At 64.4% G+C, this 22,833-nt stretch carries 21 protein-coding genes; 6 read left to right on the top strand and 15 right to left on the bottom strand.

Annotation, left to right across the window (positions count from 1 at the left end):
- The first annotated feature begins 136 nt into the window (after nt 1–136).
- Both AC5QPF_RS10755 and lpxH read left to right on the top strand, forming a co-directional pair.
- The gene (locus AC5QPF_RS10755; protein ID WP_494963197.1) at nt 137–637 is read left to right on the top strand and encodes a peptidylprolyl isomerase; all 501 of its coding nucleotides are present in this window, start codon (nt 137–139) and stop codon (nt 635–637) included.
- Nucleotides 634–1,383 (top strand): UDP-2,3-diacylglucosamine diphosphatase, encoded by a 750-nt coding sequence (lpxH, locus tag AC5QPF_RS10750; RefSeq protein WP_494963196.1) that lies wholly within the window; start codon nt 634–636, stop codon nt 1,381–1,383. Before AC5QPF_RS10755 ends, lpxH begins: the two co-directional genes overlap by 4 nt.
- On the opposite strand, the gene AC5QPF_RS10745 is transcribed toward lpxH, so the two are convergent.
- The 9 genes from AC5QPF_RS10745 to benA all read right to left on the bottom strand — a co-directional run bounded on the left by AC5QPF_RS10745 (nt 1,364) and on the right by benA (nt 11,328).
- Nucleotides 1,364–2,326, bottom strand: a complete 963-nt coding sequence (locus AC5QPF_RS10745; RefSeq protein WP_494963195.1) for an AraC-like ligand-binding domain-containing protein — start codon at nt 2,324–2,326, stop codon at nt 1,364–1,366. The two genes, lpxH and AC5QPF_RS10745, sit on opposite strands and share 20 nt — an antisense overlap.
- A 205-nt stretch (nt 2,327–2,531) precedes the next feature.
- Complete coding sequence (locus AC5QPF_RS10740) at nt 2,532–3,782, bottom strand: OprD family outer membrane porin (RefSeq protein ID WP_494963194.1); 1,251 nt, start codon at nt 3,780–3,782, stop codon at nt 2,532–2,534.
- 76 nt (nt 3,783–3,858) lie between these two features.
- Complete coding sequence (locus tag AC5QPF_RS10735; protein WP_494963193.1) at nt 3,859–5,058, bottom strand: benzoate/H(+) symporter BenE family transporter; 1,200 nt, start codon at nt 5,056–5,058, stop codon at nt 3,859–3,861.
- 145 nt (nt 5,059–5,203) lie between these two features.
- Nucleotides 5,204–6,130: a catechol 1,2-dioxygenase gene (gene catA, locus AC5QPF_RS10730; RefSeq protein WP_494963192.1), complete on the bottom strand. Its 927-nt coding sequence runs from the start codon at nt 6,128–6,130 to the stop codon at nt 5,204–5,206.
- Between the two features lie 49 nt (nt 6,131–6,179).
- A complete protein-coding gene (locus AC5QPF_RS10725; protein ID WP_494963191.1) occupies nt 6,180–7,508 on the bottom strand; it encodes an MFS transporter in 1,329 nt (442 codons plus the stop codon).
- A 53-nt stretch (nt 7,509–7,561) separates the two neighbouring features.
- Nucleotides 7,562–8,323, bottom strand: a complete 762-nt coding sequence (locus AC5QPF_RS10720) for a 1,6-dihydroxycyclohexa-2,4-diene-1-carboxylate dehydrogenase (protein WP_494963190.1) — start codon at nt 8,321–8,323, stop codon at nt 7,562–7,564.
- Nucleotides 8,324–8,407: 84 nt separating this feature from the next.
- A complete protein-coding gene (gene benC / locus AC5QPF_RS10715; protein WP_494963189.1) occupies nt 8,408–9,418 on the bottom strand; it encodes a benzoate 1,2-dioxygenase electron transfer component BenC in 1,011 nt (336 codons plus the stop codon).
- A gap of 69 nt (nt 9,419–9,487) precedes the next feature.
- Nucleotides 9,488–9,973, bottom strand: coding sequence for a benzoate 1,2-dioxygenase small subunit (gene benB, locus AC5QPF_RS10710; RefSeq protein WP_494963188.1), 486 nt, complete (start codon nt 9,971–9,973; stop codon nt 9,488–9,490).
- Complete coding sequence (gene benA, locus AC5QPF_RS10705) at nt 9,970–11,328, bottom strand: benzoate 1,2-dioxygenase large subunit (RefSeq protein ID WP_494963187.1); 1,359 nt, start codon at nt 11,326–11,328, stop codon at nt 9,970–9,972. Before benA ends, benB begins: the two co-directional genes overlap by 4 nt.
- A 1,026-nt stretch (nt 11,329–12,354) precedes the next feature.
- Between benA and AC5QPF_RS10700 the strand changes: the two genes are divergently transcribed.
- Nucleotides 12,355–12,624: a hypothetical protein gene (locus AC5QPF_RS10700; RefSeq protein ID WP_494963186.1), complete on the top strand. Its 270-nt coding sequence runs from the start codon at nt 12,355–12,357 to the stop codon at nt 12,622–12,624.
- Nucleotides 12,625–12,678: 54 nt separating this feature from the next.
- Here the strand turns inward: AC5QPF_RS10700 and AC5QPF_RS10695 are convergent, their stop codons facing one another.
- The 5 genes from AC5QPF_RS10695 to AC5QPF_RS10675 form a co-directional block, all read right to left on the bottom strand.
- The gene (locus AC5QPF_RS10695; protein WP_494963185.1) at nt 12,679–14,208 is read right to left on the bottom strand and encodes a DHA2 family efflux MFS transporter permease subunit; all 1,530 of its coding nucleotides are present in this window, start codon (nt 14,206–14,208) and stop codon (nt 12,679–12,681) included.
- On the bottom strand, nt 14,205–15,398 hold the full coding sequence (locus tag AC5QPF_RS10690; RefSeq protein ID WP_494963184.1) for an HlyD family secretion protein: 1,194 nt from the start codon (nt 15,396–15,398) through the stop codon (nt 14,205–14,207). The genes AC5QPF_RS10695 and AC5QPF_RS10690 overlap by 4 nt, the downstream gene beginning before the upstream one ends.
- Before the next feature lie 16 nt (nt 15,399–15,414).
- Entirely contained in the window at nt 15,415–16,884 is a 1,470-nt protein-coding gene (locus AC5QPF_RS10685; RefSeq protein ID WP_494963183.1) for an efflux transporter outer membrane subunit, read from the bottom strand.
- On the bottom strand, nt 16,881–17,354 hold the full coding sequence (locus AC5QPF_RS10680) for a MarR family transcriptional regulator (RefSeq protein ID WP_494963182.1): 474 nt from the start codon (nt 17,352–17,354) through the stop codon (nt 16,881–16,883). Before AC5QPF_RS10680 ends, AC5QPF_RS10685 begins: the two co-directional genes overlap by 4 nt.
- 239 nt (nt 17,355–17,593) lie before the next feature.
- Entirely contained in the window at nt 17,594–17,881 is a 288-nt protein-coding gene (locus AC5QPF_RS10675; RefSeq protein WP_494963181.1) for a hypothetical protein, read from the bottom strand.
- Nucleotides 17,882–18,229: 348 nt separating this feature from the next.
- On the opposite strand from AC5QPF_RS10675, the gene AC5QPF_RS10670 reads away from it, so the two are divergent.
- The 3 genes from AC5QPF_RS10670 to AC5QPF_RS10660 all read left to right on the top strand — a co-directional run bounded on the left by AC5QPF_RS10670 (nt 18,230) and on the right by AC5QPF_RS10660 (nt 22,338).
- The gene (locus tag AC5QPF_RS10670; protein ID WP_458980297.1) at nt 18,230–18,745 is read left to right on the top strand and encodes a sigma-70 family RNA polymerase sigma factor; all 516 of its coding nucleotides are present in this window, start codon (nt 18,230–18,232) and stop codon (nt 18,743–18,745) included.
- Nucleotides 18,732–19,703 (top strand): FecR domain-containing protein, encoded by a 972-nt coding sequence (locus tag AC5QPF_RS10665; protein WP_494963180.1) that lies wholly within the window; start codon nt 18,732–18,734, stop codon nt 19,701–19,703. The genes AC5QPF_RS10670 and AC5QPF_RS10665 overlap by 14 nt, the downstream gene beginning before the upstream one ends.
- Nucleotides 19,704–19,926: 223 nt before the next feature.
- The gene (locus AC5QPF_RS10660; RefSeq protein ID WP_494963179.1) at nt 19,927–22,338 is read left to right on the top strand and encodes a TonB-dependent siderophore receptor; all 2,412 of its coding nucleotides are present in this window, start codon (nt 19,927–19,929) and stop codon (nt 22,336–22,338) included.
- A 135-nt stretch (nt 22,339–22,473) separates the two neighbouring features.
- Here the strand turns inward: AC5QPF_RS10660 and AC5QPF_RS10655 are convergent, their stop codons facing one another.
- On the bottom strand, nt 22,474–22,779 hold the full coding sequence (locus AC5QPF_RS10655; protein ID WP_494963178.1) for a chorismate mutase: 306 nt from the start codon (nt 22,777–22,779) through the stop codon (nt 22,474–22,476).
- Between the last annotated feature and the right edge of the window lie 54 nt (nt 22,780–22,833).

Genomic DNA, 22,833 nt, shown 5'->3' with positions numbered 1-22,833 from the left:
ACCGGCGCGAATATTGACGGCGTCCGGCAAAAAATCACCGCGATCGACGTATCGCCGGCGCCAGAGCCGACGTCAGGGTCTATAACGCGAAGCAGCACCCTCCTTTCCCACATGCCTTGAGAGAGCGAATTCCAGCATGGCCAAAGTCAAACTGAGCACCAACCACGGCGACATCGTCCTGCAACTGGACAGCGAGAAAGCCCCGAAAACCGTGGAAAACTTCGTCCAGTACGTGAAAGACGGCCACTACGACGGCACCATTTTCCACCGCGTGATCAAGGGCTTCATGATCCAGGGCGGCGGCTTCGATGCGAACATGAAGCAGAAGAGCACCCGCGCCAGCATCCAGAACGAAGCCGACAACGGCCTGCCGAACAAGAAGTACTCGATCGCCATGGCCCGCACCATGGAGCCGCATTCGGCTTCGGCACAGTTCTTCATCAACGGCACCGACAACGGCTTCCTCAACCACAGCGGCAAGAACGTGCAAGGCTGGGGCTACGCGGTATTCGGTGAAGTGACCGAAGGCCAGGAAGTGGTCGACGCCATCGAGAAGGTCGCCACCGGTTCCAAGTCCGGCCACCAGGACGTACCGAAGGACGACGTGGTCATCGAGAAAGCCGAGATCATTGAGTGATACTGCTGATCTCCGATCTGCATCTGCAAGAAGAACGCCCGGACATTACCCGGGCGTTTCTTGATCTGCTGGCTACCCGCGCCCGGGATGCGCAGGCCCTGTACATCCTCGGCGACTTCTTCGAAGCCTGGATCGGCGACGACGGCATGACGCCGTTCCAGGCCTCCATCTGCGCGGCGCTGCGCCAGTTGAGCGACAGCGGCACGCAGATCTTCCTGATGCACGGCAACCGCGACTTCCTCATCGGCAAGGCCTTCTGCAAGGCCGCCGGCTGCATCCTGCTCAAAGACCCCAGCGTGGTCGAACTGGGCGGCGAGCCGGTGCTGCTGATGCACGGCGACAGCCTGTGCACCCGCGACGAAGCCTACATGAAGCTGCGCCGCACCCTGCGCAACCCGCTGAGCCTGTGGATCCTCCGGCACCTGCCGCTGTCCACCCGGCGCAAGCTGGCGCGCAAGCTGCGCAGCGAAAGCAAGGCGCAGACGCGCATGAAGGCCAACGACATCATCGATGTCACCGCCGAGGAAGTGCCGCGGATCATGCACAAGCATCGCGTGCACACCCTGGTCCATGGCCATACCCACCGGCCGGCGATCCACAAGCTGACCCTGGACGACGACAGCGCTGCCCGGCGCATCGTCCTCGGCGACTGGGACCGCCAGGGCTGGACCCTGCAGGTGGATGAACAGGGCTTCCAACTGGCCCCGTTCGACTTCACTCCCGTCCCTAGGCTCCCCGCCGCCTGAAGGTCTCCGACGGCAACTCGCCGAAACGCTGGCGATAGCCCTCGGAGAAGCGTCCCAGGTGCATGAATCCGTAGTCCATCGCCAGCTCGGTGACACTGCGCACCGTGCAGGTAGGGTCGCTCAGGCACTGCTGCAGGCGCTCGAACTTGCGTTGCAGCACGTACTGTTTGGGCGTGGTGCCCAGGTGGCGGTCGAACAGCGCATAGAACGAGCGCAGGCTCATGCAGGCCTGCTCGGCCAGCACCTCGGCCGACAGTTCCAGTTTCAGGTTGCGCTCGATGTAGTCGAGGATCCGCTCAAGGTTCGCCCCCGGTGAACCGAGGCTTTCGCGGCGGATATTGGTGCTCATCAGGGTCAGCAGCTTGCTTACCAGGATCTGGCTGTAATGGCCCTGCACCCGGGGCAGCGAGTCGCTGACCTCGGCTTCCTGGCAGACCATGGCCAGCAGGCTGACGAAGCCTTCCAGCTCGTCCAGGCGGTAATGATTGCGCAGGAAGCGCACGCCGTCGCTGGGCCGCTGCCAGCGCTGCTCGTCGCAGAGCGTGTCGAGCAGCCGGGTGGGCACCTTGAGGATGAATTTCTCGCAGTCTTCGGAATAGGTCAGGTCCACCGGTTCGTCCGGATTGATCAGCAGCAGCTCGCCCGGCAGCAGGTAGCGCTCGCCTTGGTTGCCACGGCGCCACAGGCAGTTGCCATTGAGCAGGACCTGCAGGTGGTAGATCGACTCCAGTGCCGGCGAGGTGACCCGCACGCTACCGCCGTAGCTGATGCGGCACAGGTCCAGTTCGGCGAATTTGCGGTGGCTCAGGCTGGCCTGGGGATGGGTGGTGCGGGACAGGCCGATGCAGTGCTGGCCTACGTGCCGGTTGACGTAGTCGGACACGGCATAGGGGTCGGCACGGTGGAACACGCTACTGCGCTCGCTGAGCAGGCGGCTTTCCATAGGCAAGGCACTCGTTGTCGTTATTGTTCTTGCGCCGCTGCCTTGGGACAGCGGTCGTTCACGGTGGATCGATTCTAGCGCGCGGTCGCGGGGTTTCGTCAGCAGGCGACCGTCGGTGTGCCCTTCGAAGTCGTATAAAGCCGTGCGGATAGCGGACAGGGCGACCGGGCAGCCTGTTCGATCAGCGCACAATATCCGCGTTCCCTCAGAAGAGCTGCCACGTATAGCTGAGGATCAACCGGTTCTCATCGATATCACTTCGGTAGTTCGACCGCGCCATCGCATTGCGCATGCGAATCCCCAGCCCCTTCAACACCCCGCTCTGCACCGCGTAGGTCAGATCGAGATCCCGCTCACGATCCTTGCCCTCGAAGCCCTGTCCCGTGGTCACGTTGTCACCGGTGATATAGCGCACCGACGCCGTCAGCCCGGGAATCCCGAGGGCGACGAAGTTGTAGTCGTAGCGCACCTGGTAAGAACGCTCGTCGGTGTAGGCGAACTCGTAGGTCGGCACCTCGTTGCCCAACGGCGTGATATTGGCGAACACCCGCGGAAACGGACTGTCGCCGTACATCGCCTGGTAGCCCGCATACAGAGTATGACCGCCATGCCGTGCACTGAACATCGAGAAGAGCGCCTGGTTGTCGATGCGCCCGAGCAAGGCATCGCCCTCCTCCTGTGCCGTGAAGTAACCGAGGTTGGCACCCAGCACCCAAGCCCCCACCGGCTGGCTGTGCTTGAAACCGACGAAGCCCTGGCGATAGATGTCCTGCAATTGTCCGTACCACAGGTTGGCGCTGCTCTGCCCACCATTGAAGGCGTAATCGCCGCCGAGATAGTCGAAGCCATCGCTTTCGGCCTGACGCTGCGGCACATGACCGAGCATCGCCAGCATCTTCTCGTCGCCGGCTTCGTTGCGCAGGTGGGTCGAGCTCAGATGCCCGGCCTGCACGATGAGTCCGTCGACCTCGCTGGAACTCAGACTGACGCCCTGATAGGTGGGCGGCAGCAGGCGAATATCGCTGAAAGTCAGCACTGGCAGATTGGGTTGCAGCTCGCCAACCCGCAGTTCGGTCTTCGACACGCGCATCTTCAAGGTCGGTGCCAGGCGGCTGTATTCGTTGGCCGCACGACCATCATCGTGGACCGGCAACAATCCGGTGTTGACCCGGTCAGGGCTGCTGTCGAGACGTATGCCCAGCAAGCCCAGGGCATCCACGCCGAAGCCGATCGGCCCGGGGGTGTAGCCAGACTTGAAATCGAGGATGAAGCCCTGGGCCCACTCCTCGGCCTTGGACTGCCGGTTGGCGCCGACGATGTCGGAGAAATCGCGACTGAAGTAATAGTTGCGGGCGTTGAGGCTGGCCTTGGCATCCTCGAAGAAGCCGTTCTCGGCGGCCAGCAGGGGTTGGCTGAGCACGCTCAGGCCCAGTACGACGCAAGGGGTGTGATTCATTCCGAAGCTCTCTTGATCTTGTTGTTATTGGGTAAGGCGCGGGAATACGGCGAGGCTCGAGAGTGGCAGGTCTCCTTCAGGCATCACGGCGCAGGGCTGCACCGGGTTGAGGTCTGCGCAGGCGCAGCAGGCCGTGAGCGGCGAGGCCGAACAGCAGGCCCCAGAACGCCGCCGACAGGCCGAGGAAGGACACTCCCGAGGCGGTGACCAGGAAAGTGAACAGTCCCGCATCGCGCTCCGCCGGCTCGGCCAGGCTGCGGCTCAGGGCCTCGCTGATGGCGCCGTACAGGGCCAGCCCGGCCAAGGCGGCGATCAGGGCAGCGGGAAAGGCGGCGAACAGCGACATCAGGGTCGCCCCGGCGATGCCCAGCAACAGGTACAAGGCACTGCCGGAGAGTGCAGCGATATAGCGGCGACGCGGGTCTTCATGGGCTTCGCGACCGGTGCAGAGGCTGGCGGTGACCGCCGCCAGGTTAAGGCCATGACAGCCGAACGGCGCCAGCAGTAGGCCGCCAATGGCGCTGGCGCTTATCAATGGGCTGGCCGGGGTGCGGTAGCCGGCACCTCGCAGGACCACCATACCGGGCATGAACTGACCGGTCAGGGCCACCAGCACCAGCGGCAGAGCGAGGCTGAACAAGGCGGACAGGCTGAATTGCGGCGTAATCAGTTCAGGCGAGGCCAGGTCCATGACCAGCGCCTCGCTGCGCAATTGCCCGCTGGCCACGGTCACCAGCGCGCCAACCAGCAGTACCGCCACCACCGCATAGCGCGGTTGCATGCGGCGCATCAGCACATAGGTGACGAACATCGCCGTGACCAGCAGCGGTTGCACGGGCAAGGCGCGGAACACTTCGATGCCGAAGCTGAACAGGATGCCGGCCTGCATGCCGGCGGCGATGGAACCTGGAAGCCGGGCGATCAGACGGTCGAAGGCGCCGCTGATACCGATGGCCAGCAGGATCAGGTTGGCCAGCAGGTAGGCGCCGACGGCCTGTTCCAGCCCCAATTGCGGCAGGGCCGTGACCAGCAGCGCCGAGCCGGGGATGGACCAGGCGATCACCACCGGGACACGGTAGCGCAGGCTGAGCACGGCACCGAGTACGGCACTGCCCAGGGACACCGCCCAGACCCAGGACGACAACTGGCCGCGGGACAGACCGGCGGCTTCGGCGGCGTGAAAGATGATCACCAGCGGGCCGGCGTAGGAAATCAGCGTGGCGATCAGGCCGGCGATGACGGCGGACAGGGAGCAGTCCTTGATCAGAGTGTTCATGACGGTTGCTCGCAAGGGATTGGCCGGTGCCCGGCTCTGGTTGTTGTGTGGCCCCGATCGCTGGCAAGCCAGCTCCCACAAGGATCTCCATTGCCCTGAAGAACACGGCGGTAGCTGTGGGAACTGGCGAGGCCGGCACTGTCGATCAGGCTTGCTGAAGCGCCCGCGGCCGCTTGCTGCGGGCTTCGGCATCGGTGTCCACAGCCGCCTGCAGATGGAAATCAAACACCAGCTCCGCATACCGCCCCGGCACACCCCGCGCGCCGTCCTCGCGGAACACCACCTCACCTACCAGCCCGTCGCGGGTGGCATAGGCGAAGTCGTCCCACAGGTACTGATCGCCGGACAGATTGATCTGGGTAGTCAGGTGCCGATGCCCCGGCGCCGAGATGAAGAAGTGCACGTGGGCCGGACGCTGGCCATGCCGGCCCAGCAGGTCCAGGCATTCCTGGGTCGGACCCTGCGGATCGCAGCCGTACCCCGATGGCACGATGCTGCGCGCGCGGTAGCGGCCATCGCCATCGGTGACGATGCGGCGACGCAGGTTGAAATCCGACTGGCTCTGGTCGAAGAACGAATAGGTGCCGCGGGTATTGGCATGCCACAGGTCCACCGTGGCGCCCGCCAGCGGCCGGCCTTCGGGGTCCAATACCCGGCCTTCGAGGAACATCGGTGTGGCGACACTTTCCTCGCTGCCATCATCCATGCGCACCTGGCCCTCGGCCAGCGGTGCGCCGGCCACGTACAGCGGGCCTTCGATGGTCCGCGGGGTGCCGCCGGTCTGCCCGGTCTCGGCGTCCTTGGCGTCCTGCAGCAAGTCGAGGAAATGTTCGACACCCAACCCCGCGACCAGCAACCCGGCTTCGCCACGGCCGCCCAAACGGTTGAGGTAGTCGACAGCGTGCCAGAACTCGTCCTCGCTGATTTCCAGGTCTTCGATCAGACGGGCGGTGTCCTGCAGGATGCGCTGGACGATACGTTTCAGGCGCGGACTGCCTTCGTCGTTGCGAAAGCCAGCCGCTTCTTCGAAGAACGCCTGGATGGCGGGGGTCTGGGAAATCTTCACGGTCATGATTGCGGTCCTCTTTTGTTTTCTTGAAGTGGGAGTAGCGCGCCGCGCCTCAGGCCGAGGCGGCCGGCACCACGGCGGCCCGCCTGCCGCTGGCCAGGTGCACGGCCATGGCCAGCGCGGCCACCGCGCCAGGGAGGGCGAAGGCGAGGAAATTCAGTTGCAGCGGCAGTTGCATGCCCATCAGCGCCCCGCCCAGCAGTGGACCGACGATGGCGCCGTTACGGCCAATACCGGAGGCCCAGCCCAGGCCGGTGGAGCGCACCGACAGGCCATACAACTGGGCGGCGCCGGCATACAGAAGGATCTGCGTGCCGATGGTGGTAGCGCCGGCGATGAAGATCAGCAGGTACAGCACCGGCATCGGGCTGTTGACCCCGAGCAGGCTGATGGACAGCGCGGCGGCGAGGAAGAACGCCACCTTGACCTTGACCAGGTTGTAGCGGTCACCCAGCCAGCCGCCGAGGATCGCTCCGGCCATGCCGCCGAAGTTCAGCGCCAGCAGGAACGACAGGCTCGACCCCAGGCTGTAGCCCGCGTTGGCCATCAGCTTGGGCAGCCAGGAACTGAGGGCATAGACCATCAGCAGGCAGCAGAAGAACGCCAGCCACAGGGCCAGGGTGCGCACCGCCAGGCCGTCGCGGAACAGTTCCAGCACCGAGGCGCCCTTGCCCTTGCGGTCGATGGCCTGGAGCTGGTCTTCAGGCTGCACGTCACAGTCGGGATCGAGGCGCTTGAGCAGCACCCGCGCCTCTTCCGTGCGGCCCTGGCGTACCAGGAATCCGATGGATTCCGGCAGGTAGTGAAGGATCACCGGCAACAGCAGCAACGGCAGCGCGGCGGCGAAGAACATCGATTCCCAACCAAAGCGCGGCAGCAGGAAGATGCCGACGCCGGCAGAGAGCATGCCGCCCAGCGAGTAGCCGCTGAACATGATCGCCACCAGGGTGCTGCGCAGGCGTTTCGGCGCGTACTCGTTCATCAGCGCCACGGCATTGGGCATCAGGCCGCCGCAGCCAAGGCCGGCGATGAAGCGGTAGATGCCGAACTCGCTGGGGCTGCTGGCGAAGCCGTTGAGGATGGTCGCCCCGGAGAACAGCGCGAAGCAGATGGCGATGCCCTTCTTGCGGCCAATGCGGTCGGCCAGGCTGCCGAAGGCCAGGGCGCCGAACATCATGCCGAACAGCGCATAGCTGCCCAGGGCGCCGGCCTGCAGCGGGGTCAGGCCCCATTCCTTCATGATCACCGGCAGCACCACGCCGTAGATGAACAGGTCGTAGCCGTCGAAGATCAGCAGCAGGCCGCACCAGGCCATGACCATCCAGTGGAAGGGGGAAAAGCGTGCGTTATCGATGATCGGGTGGATATCCAGGGTTCGCATGGCATCTGTCTCGTTGTTTTTGTTGTTCGAGGAAAACCTTGCAGGAGGCGCACTCAGCCGAGGTCGCCACCGCCTACCGGCAGGGTCGTGCCGGTGATGTAGGAGGCCTCGTCGGAAGCCAGGAAGAGGATGGCGCCGACCTGTTCGTCGATGCTGCCGTAGCGGTTCATCAGGCTGCTGGACAGGGTCTGGTCGACGATCTGCTGGTACCAGGCTTTCTCGTCGACGCTCTGCTCGGCGGCGTTGCGCGGGATGCGCCGGGGTGGGGCCTCGGTGCCGCCGGGGGCGGTGGCGTTGACGCGGATGCCGCGTCCGGCGGTCTCGAAGGCCAGGCAGGCGGTGAGCGCGTTGATGCCGCCTTTGGCTGCGCCGTAGGGCACGCGATTGACCCCGCGGGTGGCAATGGACGATACGTTGACGATGGCGCCGCTGCTGCGTTCGAGCATGTACGGCAGCGCGGCGTGGCAGCACCACAGGGTGGGGAACAGCGAGCGGCGCACTTCGGCTTCGATCTGGGCCTGTTCATAGTGTTCGAAGGGCTTGGCCCAGATGGTGCCGCCGACGTTGTTGACGAGGATATCGAGGTGGCCGAAGGTCTCGACTGCGGTGGCCATGACCCGGGCGCAGTCCTCGTAGTGCTCAAGGTCGGCAGTGAGGGTCAGCATGCCCTCCCCGGCCAGCTCGTGGACCAGCTCGGAACGGTCCACCGCCACCACCTTCGCGCCCTCGGCCTTGAGCCGCCAGCACACGCCGCGACCGATGCCCTGGGCGGCACCGGTGACCAGGGCGACCTTGCCTTGGAATCTGTTGTTCATTGTTCTTCTCCTGACTCAGCTGTGTGGCTACTGGCCTCATCGCTGGCAAGCCAGCGATGAGGCCAGTGCAACCCATCGAGAAACTCAAGCGGCAGCCGCGAACTTCTCGAAGTAGAAATTCGCAGGATTGATCCCCTGCTCCCCCAGGTACCGGCTCACCGCCTCGACCATCGGCGGCGGGCCGCACAGGTACACATCCACATCGCCGTCGTTCAGGTGGCCCGGCTCGATATGCTGGGTGACATAGCCCTTCTGCGGGTACTGGCTCTCGGGATTGGCCACGCAGGCGCTGAAGGTGAAGCCGGGAATCCGCGCCGCCAGGTCCTGCAGGCGATCCAGCTCGACCAGGTCGAAGTCGTTGGTCACGCCATAGATCAAATGCACCGGATGCGCGCTGCCCTGTTCGGCGATCTTCTCCAGCATCGCGGTGAACGGCGCCAGCCCGGTGCCACCCGCCAGCAGCAGCAACGGCCGCTGAATCGGGCGCAGGTAGAAGCTGCCCAACGGCCCGGCAAGGGTCATCTGGTCACCGGCCTTGGCCAGCCCGGTGAGGAAGCTGCTCATCAACCCACCCGGCACGTTGCGGATCAGGAAGCTGACCTCGCCATCACGCTGCAGCGAACTGAAGGAGTAAGCCCGGCTCTGCTCGCTGCCCGGCACCTTGAGGTTGACGTACTGCCCCGGCAGGAAAGCCAGGCGGCTCAGGGACTCGCCTTTGATGGAAAGCGCTATGGTGCTGGCGGACAACTGCCGCACCTCGCTGATGGCCGCCTCGAAACTGGCCTGCTCGGTCTTGCACAGCTGCGACGAGGCCGGGATGCGCACCACGCAATCGCTCTCGGCACGCATCTGGCAGGTAAGCACGTAGCCGCGGGCGATCTCGTCCTCGCTCAGCGCGTCCTCGATGAAGTTGTCACCGAGGTCGTAGCGCCCCGATTCGGCCTGGCACTTGCAGGTGCCACAGGCGCCGTCGCGGCAGTCCAGAGGGATGTTGATGCCCTGGCGATAGGCGGCGTCGGCCACAGTCTCGTGGCCTTCAGCGTGGATGAAACGGGTGACCCCGTCCTCGAAATTCAGTGCGATCTGGAAGCTCATGTGGCACCTCGCGGGCGAACCCCGCCACGGCGCGCCGCAATGGCACACCGGACGGCCTTCGCCGTGACCTCAGATGTGATAGATGTCGATGACCTGGCGAACGTAGTCGTTCTTCAGCACCACCTTCTTCGCCAGGATCAGCGGCGTCTCGCCGCGCAGGTCGAGGGTGTAGAAGCTGCTGCCGAAGTAGCAGTCGGTGGTCTTGTAGCGGAAGCTCAGGGTGTGCCAGTTGAAGCGCACCTGGCACTGCTCCGCGCTCTGCTCGACGATCTCGATATTGCTGATGTTGTGCGAGGTGCGGGTGTCCGGCACCGTCGCGCTGGAGCGCTCGGTCTTGATGCGGAAGATCCGGTCTTCCAGGCCGCCGCGGTTGCCGTACCAGATCAGCGAGATCTCGCTTTGCGGGTCTTCGGTGAGTTGGTCGTTGTCGTCCCACGACGGCATCCAGAAGGTCGCGTTGGCGGCGTACAGCTCCAGCCACTGGTCCCACTGGGCATCGTCGAGGTAGCGCGCTTCGCGGTAGAGGAAGTCGCGCACCGTGTCATGCAGGCTCATTGCACGGCCTCCACGGGGATCAGTCGCTGATCCTGTTCCAGGGCCTTGAGCAGGGTGTCCTGCCAGTACTTGTGCTGCAGCACGAACAGGCCTTCGTCCTCGGTACGGACGCCGGACAGCAGCGGCTTGAGTTCGATCTCGCGAGCTGCCTCGTCAGCGCCCTCGACCCAGTGCGCGGCACCGCGGGACATGTCATTCCAGCCGCTGCCGGCGCCGTAGCCGGTCTGGCAGGAACGGAATTCCTCCAGGTCGTCGGGGGTGGCCATGCCGCTGACATTGAAGAAATCTTCGTACTGGCGGATGCGCCGGGCACGGGCCTCGGCACTCTCGCCCTTGGGCGCGATGCAGTAGATGGTGATTTCGGTCTTGTTCACCGAGATCGGCCGGGCGATGCGGATCTGCGAGCTGAACTGGTCCATCAGGTAGACGTTGGGGTACAGGCACAGGTTGCGCGAGTTCTCGATCATCCAGTCGGCGCGGGCCTGGCCGAAATCGGCGGCCAGTTGCTCGCGGCGCTCGTAGGCCGGACGGTCTTCCGGGTTGGCCCAGCGCGTCCACAGCAGCAGGTGGCCATGGTCGAAGGAATAGAAACCGCCGCCCTGCTTGGCCCAGGCACCGGCGCTCATGGTCTTGATTTCTTCACCGGCCTCGCGCTGCTTGCGCTGGTTCTGGGTGGCGGCGTAGTTCCAGTGCACGGAGCTGACGTGATAGCCGTCGGCACCGTTTTCCGCGGTGAGTTTCCAGTTGCCTTCGTAGATGTAGGAACTGGAGCCGCGCAGCACTTCCAGGCCTTCCGGCGACTGGTCGACGATCATGTCGATGATCTTCGCCGACTCGCCCAGGTGCTCCACCAATGGCTTCACGTCGGCGTTGAGGCTGCCGAACAGGAAACCGCGATAGGACTCGAAGCGCGCCACTTTCGTCAGGTCGTGGGAGCCGTCGCAGTTGAAGCTGTCCGGGTAGCCGGCGTTGGCCGGGTCCTTGACCTTGAGCAGCTTGCCGCTGTTGTTGAAGGTCCAGCCATGGAACGGGCAGGTGTAGCTGGAGCGGTTGCCGCGCTTGTGCCGGCAGAGCATGGCGCCGCGATGGCTGCAGGCATTGAGGAAGGCGTTCAGCTCGCCGTCCTTGTTGCGCGCGATGAACACCGGCTGGCGGCCCATGGTCAGGCTGAGGAAGTCGTTCTTCTCGGGGATCTGGCTTTCATGGGCCAGGTAGATCCAGTTGCCCTCGAAGATGTGCTTCATCTCCAGGTCGAACAGGCGCGGGTCGGTGAACATCTCCCGCTTGCAGCGGTAGACGCCCGATTCGCGGTCGTCCTCGAGCATGGCATTGAGGTAGTCGAATCCCAGGGACATGGCCAGGGCCTCCGTTGTTATTGTTCAGGCCACGTCAGGTTAGGGTTGGGGGAGGCGGGGGAATATCCGGATCGTGCAGAGTGCTATCCCATTTGTGCATGCAGGGGGGCTGTCTTTGGGCTGGTGCTGGTGCTGGCGCTTGCGTGCATATCCGTTTGCCAAGGCGACGCGGAGTCACCTTTTCGCCCTTACGGCGACCCACTTTTGAAAAGCGCAAAAGTGGGCAAAACGCTTTCGCTCCTGCATCCGGCCCTTCGCTTCGCTACGGGTTCCCTCCCTCCGCACTGATTCCGGGGGCCGCGCCATACGGGCTCCTGCCCTATGGCGCTTTCCGGGCCATCCATGGCCCTCCACCCCCTACATCAGCGCTCCACTCGGCCTCCTGATGTCGCAGGTAGATCAAGATCAAGAGCACAATTCGCTGCGCTCTTGCCGGGCGAGGGTGTTCTCAGGAGTGGTGGTGGCTGCGCTCTGGTTTTTGCTTTTGCTTTTGCTTTGCTCTTGCTTTGCTTTTGATCTGGCTCTTGATCTGCCCGCGACATCAGGAGGCTGAGTGGAGCGCTGATGGAGGGGGTGGAGGGCCATGGATGGCCCGGAAAGCGCCATAGGGCAGGAGCCCGTATGGCGCGGCCCCCGGAGTCAGTGCGGAAGGAAGGAACCCGGAGCGAAGCGGAGGGCCGGATGCAGGAGCAAGAGCGTTTTGCCCCCTTTTGCGCTTTTCAAAAGGGGGTCGCCAGGGGGCGAAAAGGTGACTCAGCGTCGCCATCGCAAATGGATCAACACACAATACCGGGCACCAGCACCAGCACCAGCCACCTCCCAACCAGTCATACCAAATCGCCATTCACCTACAAAAGCAAAGGGCTATAACCGACAGACAGCAGAATTGCCAGTGCTATTTTATGGCCTCTCTGTGACCTGGTTCACACGATGGACACCGCGAACATGGATGCCGGAAACCATTGAAATAGACGGGGCGATATCCGAAAAGCCAGACGAGTAGGAACTTATCAAGGAGTGAGATGCATGAGTGCTCAAGCGCAACTGGTTGGTGGCTGGACTCCGTATCACCCACTGACCGCCCAGGACAAGAAAGTCTTCGAAGAAGCCCTCAAGGGCTTCGTAGGCGTGCACTACACCCCGCTGGAAGTGTCGACCCAGGTCGTCAACGGCACCAACTACCGTTACCTGAGCAATGCCCAGGTACCGGGCACCGAAGTGATCTACAAAGTGATCGTGTCGATCTACGCACCGACCAAGGGCGCACCGCACATCACCGGCATCCAGCAACTCTGAATGCCCTGACCCGGGGCGCGCCAGGCGCGCCTCGGGTTTTCACTCTTTCCCGCCTCAATGCCCGCCCGACGCCGGCCCCGCCTTCGCCGCAAACGGCGGTTTCGCCAGCCACACCAGCAGGATCAACCCGGCGAATACCCAGCCCATCAGGGTGAAGTAATCCACCGTCGACATCATGTACGCCTGACTGTTGAGCATCTGCTCCAGTTGCCGGTACGCCACGCCCCCTGCCCCGCCCATCTGCTGCAACGCCTCGCGGGTCGCCGGCTCGTAGGTGCTGATGCTTTCGCTTAAGTAAGCATGGTGCTGGTCGGCACGGCGGATCCAGATCCAGGTGGTCAGCGACGCCGCGAAGCTGCCACCCAGAGTCCGCAGGAAGGTCGCCAGGCCAGAGCCGTCGGCGATCTGATGGGGTGGCAGGTCCGAGAGCAGGATGCTCAGGGTCGGCATGAAGAACAGCGCCACGCCGACGCCCATGAACAACTGGACCATGGCCACGTGCTGGAAGTCCACCTCATGGGTGAACTGCGCACGCATGAAGCAGCTCAGGCCGATCGCCAGGAACGCCAGGCCGGCCAGCAGGCGCAGGTCGAAGCGGTGCGCGTACTTGCCGACGAAGGGCGACATCAGCACCGGCAGCAGGCCGATCGGCGCCACCGCCAGGCCGGCCCAGGTCGCGGTGTAGCCCATCTGCGTCTGCAGCCACTGCGGCAGGATCAGGTTGATGCCGAAGAACCCGGCGTAGCCGCCCACCAGGACGATGGTGCCGATGCGGAAGTTGCGATGGACGAACAGCCGCAGGTTGACCACCGGGTGCTTGTCGGTCAGTTCCCAGATGATGAACACGGCGATGAACACCACCGAGATCAGGCTGCCGACGACGATGAAGCTCGACTCGAACCAGTCCAGGTCGTTGCCCTTGTCGAGCACGATCTGCAAGGCGCCGACGCCGATGATCAGGCTCAGCAGGCCGATGTAGTCCATCGGCTGGCGCACAGTCTGCACCGGCCGCGTGCGCATCTGCTGGCGGACCACGGCGGCGGCGAACAGGCCGATCGGCACGTTGATGAAGAAGATCCACGGCCAGCTGTAGCTGTCGGTGATCCAGCCGCCGAGGATCGGCCCGGCGATGGGCGCCACCACCGTGACCATCGCCAATAGCGCTAGCGCCATCCCTCGCTTCGCCGGCGGATAGACCGCGATCAGCAGGGTCTGGGTCATCGGGTAAAGCGGCCCGGCGACCACGCCCTGGAGCACGCGGAAGCCCACCAGTTCCGGCATCGACTGCGAGATGCCGCAGAGGAACGAGGCCAGCACGAACAGCAAGGTCGCCCAGATGAACAGCTTGACCTCGCCGAAGCGCCGGCTCAGCCAACCGGTCAGCGGCAAGGCAATGGCGTTGCTCACCGCGAACGAAGTGATCACCCAGGTGCCCTGCTCCGAGCTGACCCCGAGGTTGCCGGAAATGGTCGGCAACGCCACGTTGGCGATGGTGGTGTCGAGCACCTGCATGAAGGTCGCCAGGGACAGGCCGATGGTGGTCAGCAGCAGGCTCGGCGGGGTGAACGAGGCCTGGTTGCTCATCGCTGTGCAGTCTTGTCGCTGGCGCTGTTGTCGTGGATCAACCGGGCGATCAGGGTGTCGGCCTCGGCCAGTTGACGGTCATACACCTGGGTGGCGAAGGACGCCTGCTGCGGTGGCTGCTGGGCCAGGACCGGGCCGCTCTGGTCGTGCAGGTCGACGTCGACCAGGGTCGACAGGCCGATGCGCAGCGGGTGCTGGGCCAGTTGCTCGGGGTTGATATGCACGCGCACCGGCACGCGCTGGACGATCTTGATCCAGTTGCCAGTGGCGTTCTGCGCCGGCAGCAGGGCGAAGGCCGAGCCGGTACCGGCGCCGAGGCTGTCGATGGTGCCGCTGTACTTCACGTCGCTACCGTACAGGTCGGTGGTGATGTCCACCGGCTGGCCGATGCGCATGTTGCGCAGTTGGGTTTCCTTGAAGTTGGCGTCGATCCACAGTTGGTCGAGGGGGATCACCGCCATGGTCGCGGTGCCCGGCTGCAGGCGCTGGCCCAGTTGCACGGTGCGCTTGGCGACATAGCCGGTAACCGGCGCCACCAGGGTGGTACGGGCATTGTCCAGGTAGGCCTGGCGCAGTTCGGCCGCGGCGGCGCGCACGTCCGGGTGGGACGAGATCACCGTGTCGTCGACCAGCGCGGCGGTGGTGTTGAGCTGTTGCTTGGCATTGGCCAGGGCGCTCTGCGCCGAGGCCAGGTCGTCACGGGCGTGGGACAGTTCTTCCTGGGAGATCGCCCCGCCGGCGGCGAGGGTCTTGCGCCGGTTGAAGTTTTCCTGGGCCTTCTGCAGCTCGGCCTTGCGTGCCTCGACCTGGGCCTTCTGCCCGTCGACGTTACTGTACAGGCCGCGCACCTGGCGCACCGCCCGGGCCAGCTTGGCCTCGGAGGCTTGCAGGGCGACCTCGGCGTCGCTCGGATCGAAGCGGATCAGTTCCTGGCCGGCGTGGACCAGATCGCCGTCGTCGGCGCCGATGCTGATCACGGTGCCGGTGATCAGCGGGGTGATTTCCACCACGTTGCCGTTGACGTAGGCGTCGTCGGTGCTTTCGCTCCAGCGCCCGTAGAGTTCGTGCCAGGCCCAGGTGCCGGCGCCGAGGGCGAGCACGATGAGCAGCAGGCCGAGCAGCCAGGTCTTGCGTTTGCGCTGGTTGTTGACGTCCTGCTCGTTGGCGGCAGTGTCCGTTGTATTGGCCATGACGAATACCTTGGCGTTATGGATGACGGGAGACCGACGACGCTGTCGCGGCCTGCTGTTGTTCGGGTGTCGCGCTGGCCTGGAAGCCACCGCCGAGGGCCTGCATCAGCAGGATCGAGCGGTCGATGCGCTCGGCGTTGAGCTCGGCCAGCTGGCGCTGGGCCTGCAGCAGTTGCTGCTCGATGCTCAGCACGTCGAGGAAGTTGCCGATGCCGGAGCCGTAGCGCTGCATCACCGTGTCGTAGGACTGCTGGGCGACGTCGGCGGCGCGCTGCTTGGCGGCGACCTGCTCGCTGAGGGCATGGAGCTGGTCGATGCTGTCGCTGACTTCACCGAGGGCGTTGACCAGGCTTTTGTTGTACTGGGCCACGGCGAGGTCGTAGTCGGCGTCGCGGGCATCGAGGTCGGCGCGCAAGCGGCCGCCGTCGAAGATCGGCAGCGACACGGTCGGGGCGATGCTGAAGAAGCGGCTCGGCGCACCGAAGATCGCATCGCCCAGCAAGGCCTCGGTGCCGGCGGCGGCACTCAGGTTGAGGTTGGGGTAGAAGCGCGTCTTGCTGGCGTCGATCGACTTGCTTGCCGCCTCGACCCGCCAGCGCGCGGCCACCAGGTCGGGACGCCGACCCAGCAGTTCGGCCGGCAGTACCGACGGCAGCGCCACGGCGCCGGGCTTGAGCACGGCGGGACGGGCGATCTGCCGGGCGCGATCGGGGCCCTTGCCGAGCAATACGGCAAGGGCGATCTGCGCGCTACGCAGCTGTTTCGCGGCATCGATCGCCTGCTCTTGCGAGCTGGCGGCGAGGCTTTCGGTCTGTTGCAACTGGTAGTCGCTGTCGATCCCGGCGGCCAGGCGGCGCTTGCCCAGGTCGAGCATCTGCAGGGTGCGCTTGAGGTCTTCCTGGGTCAGGTCGTTGACGATATAGGCCTGGCCCAGCTGGCTGTAGGCGCGGGCGACGTCGGCGGCCAGGGTCAGGCTGGCGGCCTGGCGATCCACCTCGGCGGCGCGGGCCTGGCCCAGTGCGGCTTCCCAGGCAGCACGCTGGCCGCCCCAGAGGTCGAAGGTGTAGTTGAAGTCGAGGCCGATCTTGCGCACCGTCGAATAGGTCCCGCCCTGCCCGCTCGGGTCCTGGTCACGGGCCAGGCGCGCGCGGCTGACGCCGGCGCTGGCATCCAGGGTCGGCATGCGTGCGGCATCGGCAGCGGAGGCGGCGGCGCTGGCCTGGTGAGCGCGGGCGCTGGCGATCTGCATGTCCGGGCTGTCGCGCAGGGCTTCGCCGATCAGGCCGTCCAGTTGCGGATCGCCGAGGCTGCGCCACCAGTCCTGTTGCGGCCAGGCGGCGGGAGACAGAGTGACCCCTTCAAGGGTCTTGCCGGCTTGCAGTTCGCTGGCGGACAGGCGCTTGCCGCTGGTCGACAGGCCTTCGTAGCTGGCGCAACCGGCCAGGCTCAGGGCAATGAACAGCAGGCTCAGGGTGGCTTTGTTCATTTCGCACCTACCCGCAGGGCGGTGACGCTGTCGCCGGCGTTGATCAGGACCTTGGTCAACAGGCTGGTGAGGGTTTCCAGCTCGCTCGGGTCGAGCACGCCGACCAGTTCGTTCATGGCCTGGGCGCCGATTTCCGGCAGACGATCAGCGAGCTTGTGGCCTTCGCTGGTCAGGGCGATGCGCACCTGGCGACGGTCTTCGGGGCAGCGGCTGCGCTCGATCAGGTCTTTCTGTTCGAGGCGGTCGAGCATGCGTGTCATCGAGCCGCTGTCCAGGCTCAGGTAGCGGGACAGCTCGGCCGGGGTATCGACATCGAACTGGGCGACGATGATCAGCACCTTGAACTGCGCGGCGGTGACGCCGAAGGGTTCGAGGTGATGGTCGAGGATGCGGTCCTTGACCAGCGCGGCTCGGCCCAGGAGCAGGCCGATGGTGCAGGTCTGGAAGTTTTCGGGGGTGAAGTGGGGCATCGGGGGAGAACCCTGCTTAGGCAGTGATGTAAGCAAATATGTCTGCTTAGGCAATGATTGTCCAGGCATTTGTTAGGTTGCTTTGTATTTTGCCGATGGAAGGTTGAGTGAATTTGTCAACTTTGAGGAAGAGGTTGTCCGGACGCCCGCTCCCGCCAGGTGTGGCGGTGGGTCTCGATGGTGTATTCGCATCGGTACTTTGTGGGGGCCGGTAGTGCCGTCGAAAGACAATAAGCCGGTCAGTCCTCAAGCTCGTAAAACAGAGCCCTCAAGAACTCATCACCCGATACGCATTCGGATAACAGGTAGTGCCCCGACCAGATATCCCAACCTGCCGCAAGGGTCAGGTCCGAACGCTTGAGGCTCGGGTAAATCTTTTCATCCAGGCCGACCATTGTGGTGCCAATACGCTGGAAGCCCCATCTATCAATGATCTTGTTCTCCAGAGCCTCCCAGTCGGCCCCCGAAGAGTCAGGCAAATCAATTACCAAATGGCCGTTCGAGGCTACGTACAAATGGGCCTTCATCGGTTCTCGCCTGGCATCACGCCCCTCCGTTGCTCTGTCGCCCCCCTATTCCGCAACCAACAGCCTGCAAGCGCCGAGCAGCGTCTCATCGTAAGGCGGCGCCGACTTCCAGTCGTAGAACCACCCGGCGTCGAGCGGGCGCTTTTTTAGGAGCGCATCCCCATCCAGATCACCGCCTCGGTCCACGCCGTCACCATCGGTGCTGCTGTTCGGGGCGACCTGCGAGCGGTAATCGTTGTGGGAGCGAGCGTGCTCGCTCCCACAACGCCAGACCACACATTTGCCTGAGCCCCGGACACGCGAGTAGAATTGCAAATTATTATCAATCACGTTATTTCCGGGATGACGATGCGCAGCGACGAGACACTCGGTACCGCCGACCTGGGGCTGCTCTATCGCACCCACCACTCGTGGCTGCACGGCTGGCTGAGCCGGCGCGTCGGCTGTCACGAGCATGCCGCGGACCTGGCGCAGGACACCTTCGTGCGCCTGCTCAAGTCACGCCAGTCCAGTCCTCTGCGCGAGCCCCGGGCCTACCTGAGCAGCATCGCACGCGGCCTGATGATCGATCAGTACCGCCGTCGCGAACTCGAACGGGCCTATCTGGAAAGCGTCCAGCTTCTCCCTGAGCAAGAAGTCCCCTCGGAAGAAAGCCGCCGGCTGATCCTCGATGCGCTGGAACGCATCGACCGCATGCTCGACCGGCTCAAGCCACGCACCCGCCAGGCCTTCCTGCTGGCCCAGATCGACGGCCTGAGCTGCCCGCAGATCGCCCAGCGGCTGGGGGTTTCCCGCGCCACGGTGGAGCGCGACCTGGCCACTGCCCTGCAACATTGCTATCGCTTGCGCTATGCCGAGTCGTGAGTCCAAAGCCCTGGATCCGGCCGTCGTCGACCAGGCGATCCACTGGCTGGTGAGCCTGCGCTTCAATCATGCCGACGAAGAGACCCGGCGCAGGTTCGAGCACTGGCTGCAACAGCGCCCGGAGCATGCCTTGGCGTGGCAACGGGTGGAAAGCCTCGGGGACGACTTCACCGGGATCCCGCCGCAACTGGCCCGCAGCACCCTCAATGGCGCCCAGCGCGGCATGCACCGACGGGAAAGCCTGAAGCGCCTGGGCATGCTGGCCGCCGTGGGGACGGCAGCGTGGCTGGCCCGGGACCAGACGCCCTTGCCCGCTCTGTTTGCCCAGCAGCACAGCGATACCGGCGAGCAACGCCAGGTCCGGCTCGGTGACAACAGCCTGGTCCAACTCAACAGCGACAGTGCCGTCGACAGTGATTTCGATGCACAGCGCCGCCTGGTCATCCTGCAGCGCGGCGAGATCATCGTGAATATCGGCGCGGACGAGCGTCCCTTCTGGGTGCGGACCCGCGACGGCCTCCTACGCGCCAAGGGCAGCCGCCTGCTGGTGCGCGAGCGTGACGACGGCACACTGCTCGCGGTGCAGGGCGGTACGGTCGATGTGTTTCCCAGGCTTGGCCAGCCCCTGGCCGGTGGCGACAGCAGCCTGCAGGCCGGGAACCAGTTGCTGTTCACGGCGGATGGCATCCAGCCGTTCAGGGACAACGGCCTGGATGTGTGGAGCTGGGGGGATGGGGTGATCAGCGCCCGCGACATGCGCCTTGGTGACTTTGTCGTGGAACTGGCGCGCTATCGCCACGGCGTGTTGCGTTGTGCCAGAGAGGTAGCGGATCGCCGGGTCTCCGGCACCTTCCAGCTGGCCGACAACGACCAGGTGCTGGCGTTGGTCGCACAATCGCTGCGCCTTCGCGTCGATTACCGGACCCGTTACTGGGTGACGCTGACGGCTGCCGGCTGAGCCTGTACTGGCCTCATCGCGGGCAACGCCCGCTCCCACAGGTTTCGCGCCGAGCCCCGTTCGTGCGGTTTGCACAAAACCTTGTGGGAGCGGGCGTTGCCCGCGATGAGGGCCGCGCGGTCAACCTCATAAAAATGAATGAGGTGGTTTCGCATTCCCGTTCGACCTGTAAGGAAGGCCGAAATACAGGCCAGTCGCCGATACCCTTCCACGGAGCGAGAACATGAGTTCGTCCCAGGTCCCACAGCGCCATCCCTTGAGCCGTGCCTTGCACGCTGCACTCTTTGGCTTGGTCGTCAGCAGTCACGCCGCACCGGTGCTGGCGCAAGCGTCCAGCGCCGAGCCGCGCAACCAGGTCCAGCAGTGGAACATCGCCGCCGGCCCGCTGGCCACCGCGCTGGACCGCTTTGCCCGCGAGGCCGGCATCAGCCTGTCCTTTGATGCCGCGAGCGTCGCCAACCACACCACACCGGGCGTCAACGGCACTTTCGATAGCTCGACGGCATTGTCGTCGCTGCTGCAGGGCAGCGGCTTGCAGGTCGAGCAACAAGGCCCGAATGCCTACCTGCTGATCCCCCAACAGAAAGTCGCCGGCCCGCTGGAACTCGACTCCACCGCCGTCGAGGACTACCGCCTGGCCCCGGTGATCGTCAACGCCAAGGTCAAGGTCAATGCCGACGACGACAGCAACTCGGTGGTGGCCAAGGAACTGTGGGTCGGCGGCAAGGTCGCCACCAGCATCCTCAACACCCCAGCCTCCGTGTCGGTGGTGACCAACAAGGAAATGCAACAGCGCAGCGTCAGCACCACGGAAGAAGCCCTGCTGTACACCCCGGGCGTGGTCAGCGACTTCTACGGTTCCGACGACCGCAACGACTATTTCCAGATCCGCGGCTTCCAGGCCACTACCTACCGCGACGGCCTGACCCTCAGCTCGATGCGCGGCGTGCGCGAAGACCCGTTCGCCTACGAGCGCATCGAGATCCTGCGCGGCGCCAACTCCACCCTGTTCGGCCCGGCCGACCCGGGTGGATCGGTGAACTTCGTGACCAAGCAACCGCGCTTCGAGCAGTCGGGCCAGGGCTATGTGACCTACGGCTCGTTCAACCATGTCGAGACCGGCATCGACGTCACCGATGCCCTGAACGACGACAAGACCGTGGCTGGCCGCCTCACGGCGAAGATCCAGGACAGCGACCGCGAGTACAAGCACTCCCAGGACGACGACCGCTTCATCATGGGCGGCCTGACCTGGGCGCCGACGGACTACACCTCCGGCACGGTGATCCTCGACTACCTGAAGAGCAACAGCTCGCCCAACAGCGGCGGCTACCCGATGGACAAGGAATACGACCGCAGCAAGTTCTTTGGCGAGCCCGGCTTCAACTACCACGATGTCGAGCGCACCAGCCTCAGCGGCAACGTCACCCACGACTTCGACAACGGCTTCGTGCTGCGCGGCAACCTGCGCTACAGCAAGCTCACCGATGACTATGGCTACGCCTACCTGAGCGACAACGCTTCCCGCGTCGGCACCGTGATCCCCCGCTACCTGCTGGGCACGGACAGCGAGGCCAACCAGTTCAACGGCAACCTGATGCTGCAATACGACGCCCGCTTCGAGAACATCGACAGCAGCAGCCTGGTGGGCGTGGAGTACCTCGACTCATCGACCAAGGACAGTTCCGTCTACGCCCCGACGTCCTCGATCGACATTGCCAACCCTGTGTTCAGCGGCGTCTCGCGCACGCTGACGCCCTACACCGCGAAAAAGAACGAGGCCACCACCAAGGCCGTGTTCCTCCAGCAGAACCTGTCGTTCTACGAGCGCTTCATCCTCACCGGTGGCGTGCGCAACGACTCCATGAAGTTGTCCAGCAAGGGCTACAACCTGTACTCCAGCCCGGTGCAGTTCGACGACAAGGACAACTTCTCGGAAACCTCCTACCGGGGCGCGCTGACCTACATCGTCAACGACGAGGTGTCCACTTACGTCAGCATGGTGGAATCGGTGTCGCCGCCGCAGGTGGGCGTGACCCCGCAGACCGGCCGGCAGTACGAAGTGGGCGTGAAGTACTCGCCGATGAACATGGACGCGATCTTCTCGGCGGCCGTGTATGACCTGACCCAGGAAAACGTGACCATCGCCGTGGTGCTGCCGAGCGGCATCATCGAGCAGCAGACGGTGGGCGAGTCGCACGCCAAGGGTCTCGATCTGGAAGCCAAGGAGCAGATCACCCAGGAACTCAGCCTGATCGGTGCCTACTCGTACATGAAGTCCGATGTGGTGCGTGGTTCGCTGTACGACGGCAGTTCGCTCAAGGGCAACGAGTTCACCATCGCACCGCGGCACACCGCTTCGCTGTGGAGCTACTACGACGTGCCGGGCACGGACGTGAGCGTGGGCCTGGGTGCGCGGTATGTCGGCGCCTATTTCCTGGACGCCGCCAACACCCGCAAGACCGACGGCACCACGCTGTTCGATGCGGCCTTCAACTACAGGATTGCCAAGGGTACGGACCTGGCGCTGAACGTCAGCAACCTGTTCGACGAGCAGCATGTGGTGGGGTCGGGGACGGCTAACTACTACAATCCGGGTCGGGAGATCACGGCGAAGGTGAGTTACAACTGGTAAGCCGGATGTAGATGCTGCCTTGCCTGCGAAGGACCGCGCAGGCAAGCCAGCTCCTTGTACGGGGTTCACCGGGACGCCGGACCGCTCCCACACCGTCGCCACCTGAATCCGCGGTGAACCTGCCAACCCCGGAGCTCAGGCTGAAGTATCGGCACCCAACTTCGCATGAGCATCCAGTTCCTGGGCAATGAACGCCGCAATCATAGCCCGGTAGACCTGTTCCACCACCGCAGGCGAAGCGCCTGACTGTTCCGCCATCTCACGAACCTTGCCAATAACCTGCTCGACCCGCGCCGGCGCACGGACATCATCGGTGGTCTTCTTGAAACCCGCCGCTTGCGCCACGAACTGCCCGCGCCTGGCCAGCAGTGCAACGAGGGAGCGGTCGATTTCATCGATGTGCTGGCGGACTTCGTCCAGCGAGTTACAACGTACTTCCATTTGCCTGGCTTCCTTATCGAGATGCGTATATGGGACATACCGTCGCCTCGCGTA

It is taken from the genome of Pseudomonas sp. Con_6 (assembly GCF_059379395.1).
The sequence above is the reverse complement of the archived record's forward strand: the minus strand, read 5'-3'. Positions and strand labels throughout refer to the sequence as shown.

What these genes read in the sequence shown, in the direction of transcription:
- AC5QPF_RS10720 (WP_494963190.1), bottom strand. Translation starts at nt 8,323, where the DNA reads ATGAACAACAGATTCCAAGGCAAGGTCGCCCTGGTCACCGGTGCCGCC.
- AC5QPF_RS10725 (WP_494963191.1), bottom strand. Translation starts at nt 7,508, where the DNA reads ATGCGAACCCTGGATATCCACCCGATCATCGATAACGCACGCTTTTCC.
- benB (WP_494963188.1), bottom strand. Translation starts at nt 9,973, where the DNA reads ATGAGCCTGCATGACACGGTGCGCGACTTCCTCTACCGCGAAGCGCGC.
- AC5QPF_RS10695 (WP_494963185.1), bottom strand. Translation starts at nt 14,208, where the DNA reads ATGAGCAACCAGGCCTCGTTCACCCCGCCGAGCCTGCTGCTGACCACC.
- AC5QPF_RS10755 (WP_494963197.1), top strand. Translation starts at nt 137, where the DNA reads ATGGCCAAAGTCAAACTGAGCACCAACCACGGCGACATCGTCCTGCAA.
- AC5QPF_RS10675 (WP_494963181.1), bottom strand. Translation starts at nt 17,881, where the DNA reads ATGAAGGCCCATTTGTACGTAGCCTCGAACGGCCATTTGGTAATTGAT.
- AC5QPF_RS10745 (WP_494963195.1), bottom strand. Translation starts at nt 2,326, where the DNA reads ATGGAAAGCCGCCTGCTCAGCGAGCGCAGTAGCGTGTTCCACCGTGCC.
- AC5QPF_RS10735 (WP_494963193.1), bottom strand. Translation starts at nt 5,058, where the DNA reads ATGAACACTCTGATCAAGGACTGCTCCCTGTCCGCCGTCATCGCCGGC.
- AC5QPF_RS10700 (WP_494963186.1), top strand. Translation starts at nt 12,355, where the DNA reads ATGAGTGCTCAAGCGCAACTGGTTGGTGGCTGGACTCCGTATCACCCA.
- AC5QPF_RS10690 (WP_494963184.1), bottom strand. Translation starts at nt 15,398, where the DNA reads ATGGCCAATACAACGGACACTGCCGCCAACGAGCAGGACGTCAACAAC.
- benA (WP_494963187.1), bottom strand. Translation starts at nt 11,328, where the DNA reads ATGTCCCTGGGATTCGACTACCTCAATGCCATGCTCGAGGACGACCGC.
- AC5QPF_RS10740 (WP_494963194.1), bottom strand. Translation starts at nt 3,782, where the DNA reads ATGAATCACACCCCTTGCGTCGTACTGGGCCTGAGCGTGCTCAGCCAA.
- AC5QPF_RS10665 (WP_494963180.1), top strand. Translation starts at nt 18,732, where the DNA reads ATGCCGAGTCGTGAGTCCAAAGCCCTGGATCCGGCCGTCGTCGACCAG.
- AC5QPF_RS10680 (WP_494963182.1), bottom strand. Translation starts at nt 17,354, where the DNA reads ATGCCCCACTTCACCCCCGAAAACTTCCAGACCTGCACCATCGGCCTG.
- catA (WP_494963192.1), bottom strand. Translation starts at nt 6,130, where the DNA reads ATGACCGTGAAGATTTCCCAGACCCCCGCCATCCAGGCGTTCTTCGAA.
- AC5QPF_RS10670 (WP_458980297.1), top strand. Translation starts at nt 18,230, where the DNA reads ATGCGCAGCGACGAGACACTCGGTACCGCCGACCTGGGGCTGCTCTAT.
- AC5QPF_RS10685 (WP_494963183.1), bottom strand. Translation starts at nt 16,884, where the DNA reads ATGAACAAAGCCACCCTGAGCCTGCTGTTCATTGCCCTGAGCCTGGCC.
- benC (WP_494963189.1), bottom strand. Translation starts at nt 9,418, where the DNA reads ATGAGCTTCCAGATCGCACTGAATTTCGAGGACGGGGTCACCCGTTTC.
- AC5QPF_RS10655 (WP_494963178.1), bottom strand. Translation starts at nt 22,779, where the DNA reads ATGGAAGTACGTTGTAACTCGCTGGACGAAGTCCGCCAGCACATCGAT.
- AC5QPF_RS10660 (WP_494963179.1), top strand. Translation starts at nt 19,927, where the DNA reads ATGAGTTCGTCCCAGGTCCCACAGCGCCATCCCTTGAGCCGTGCCTTG.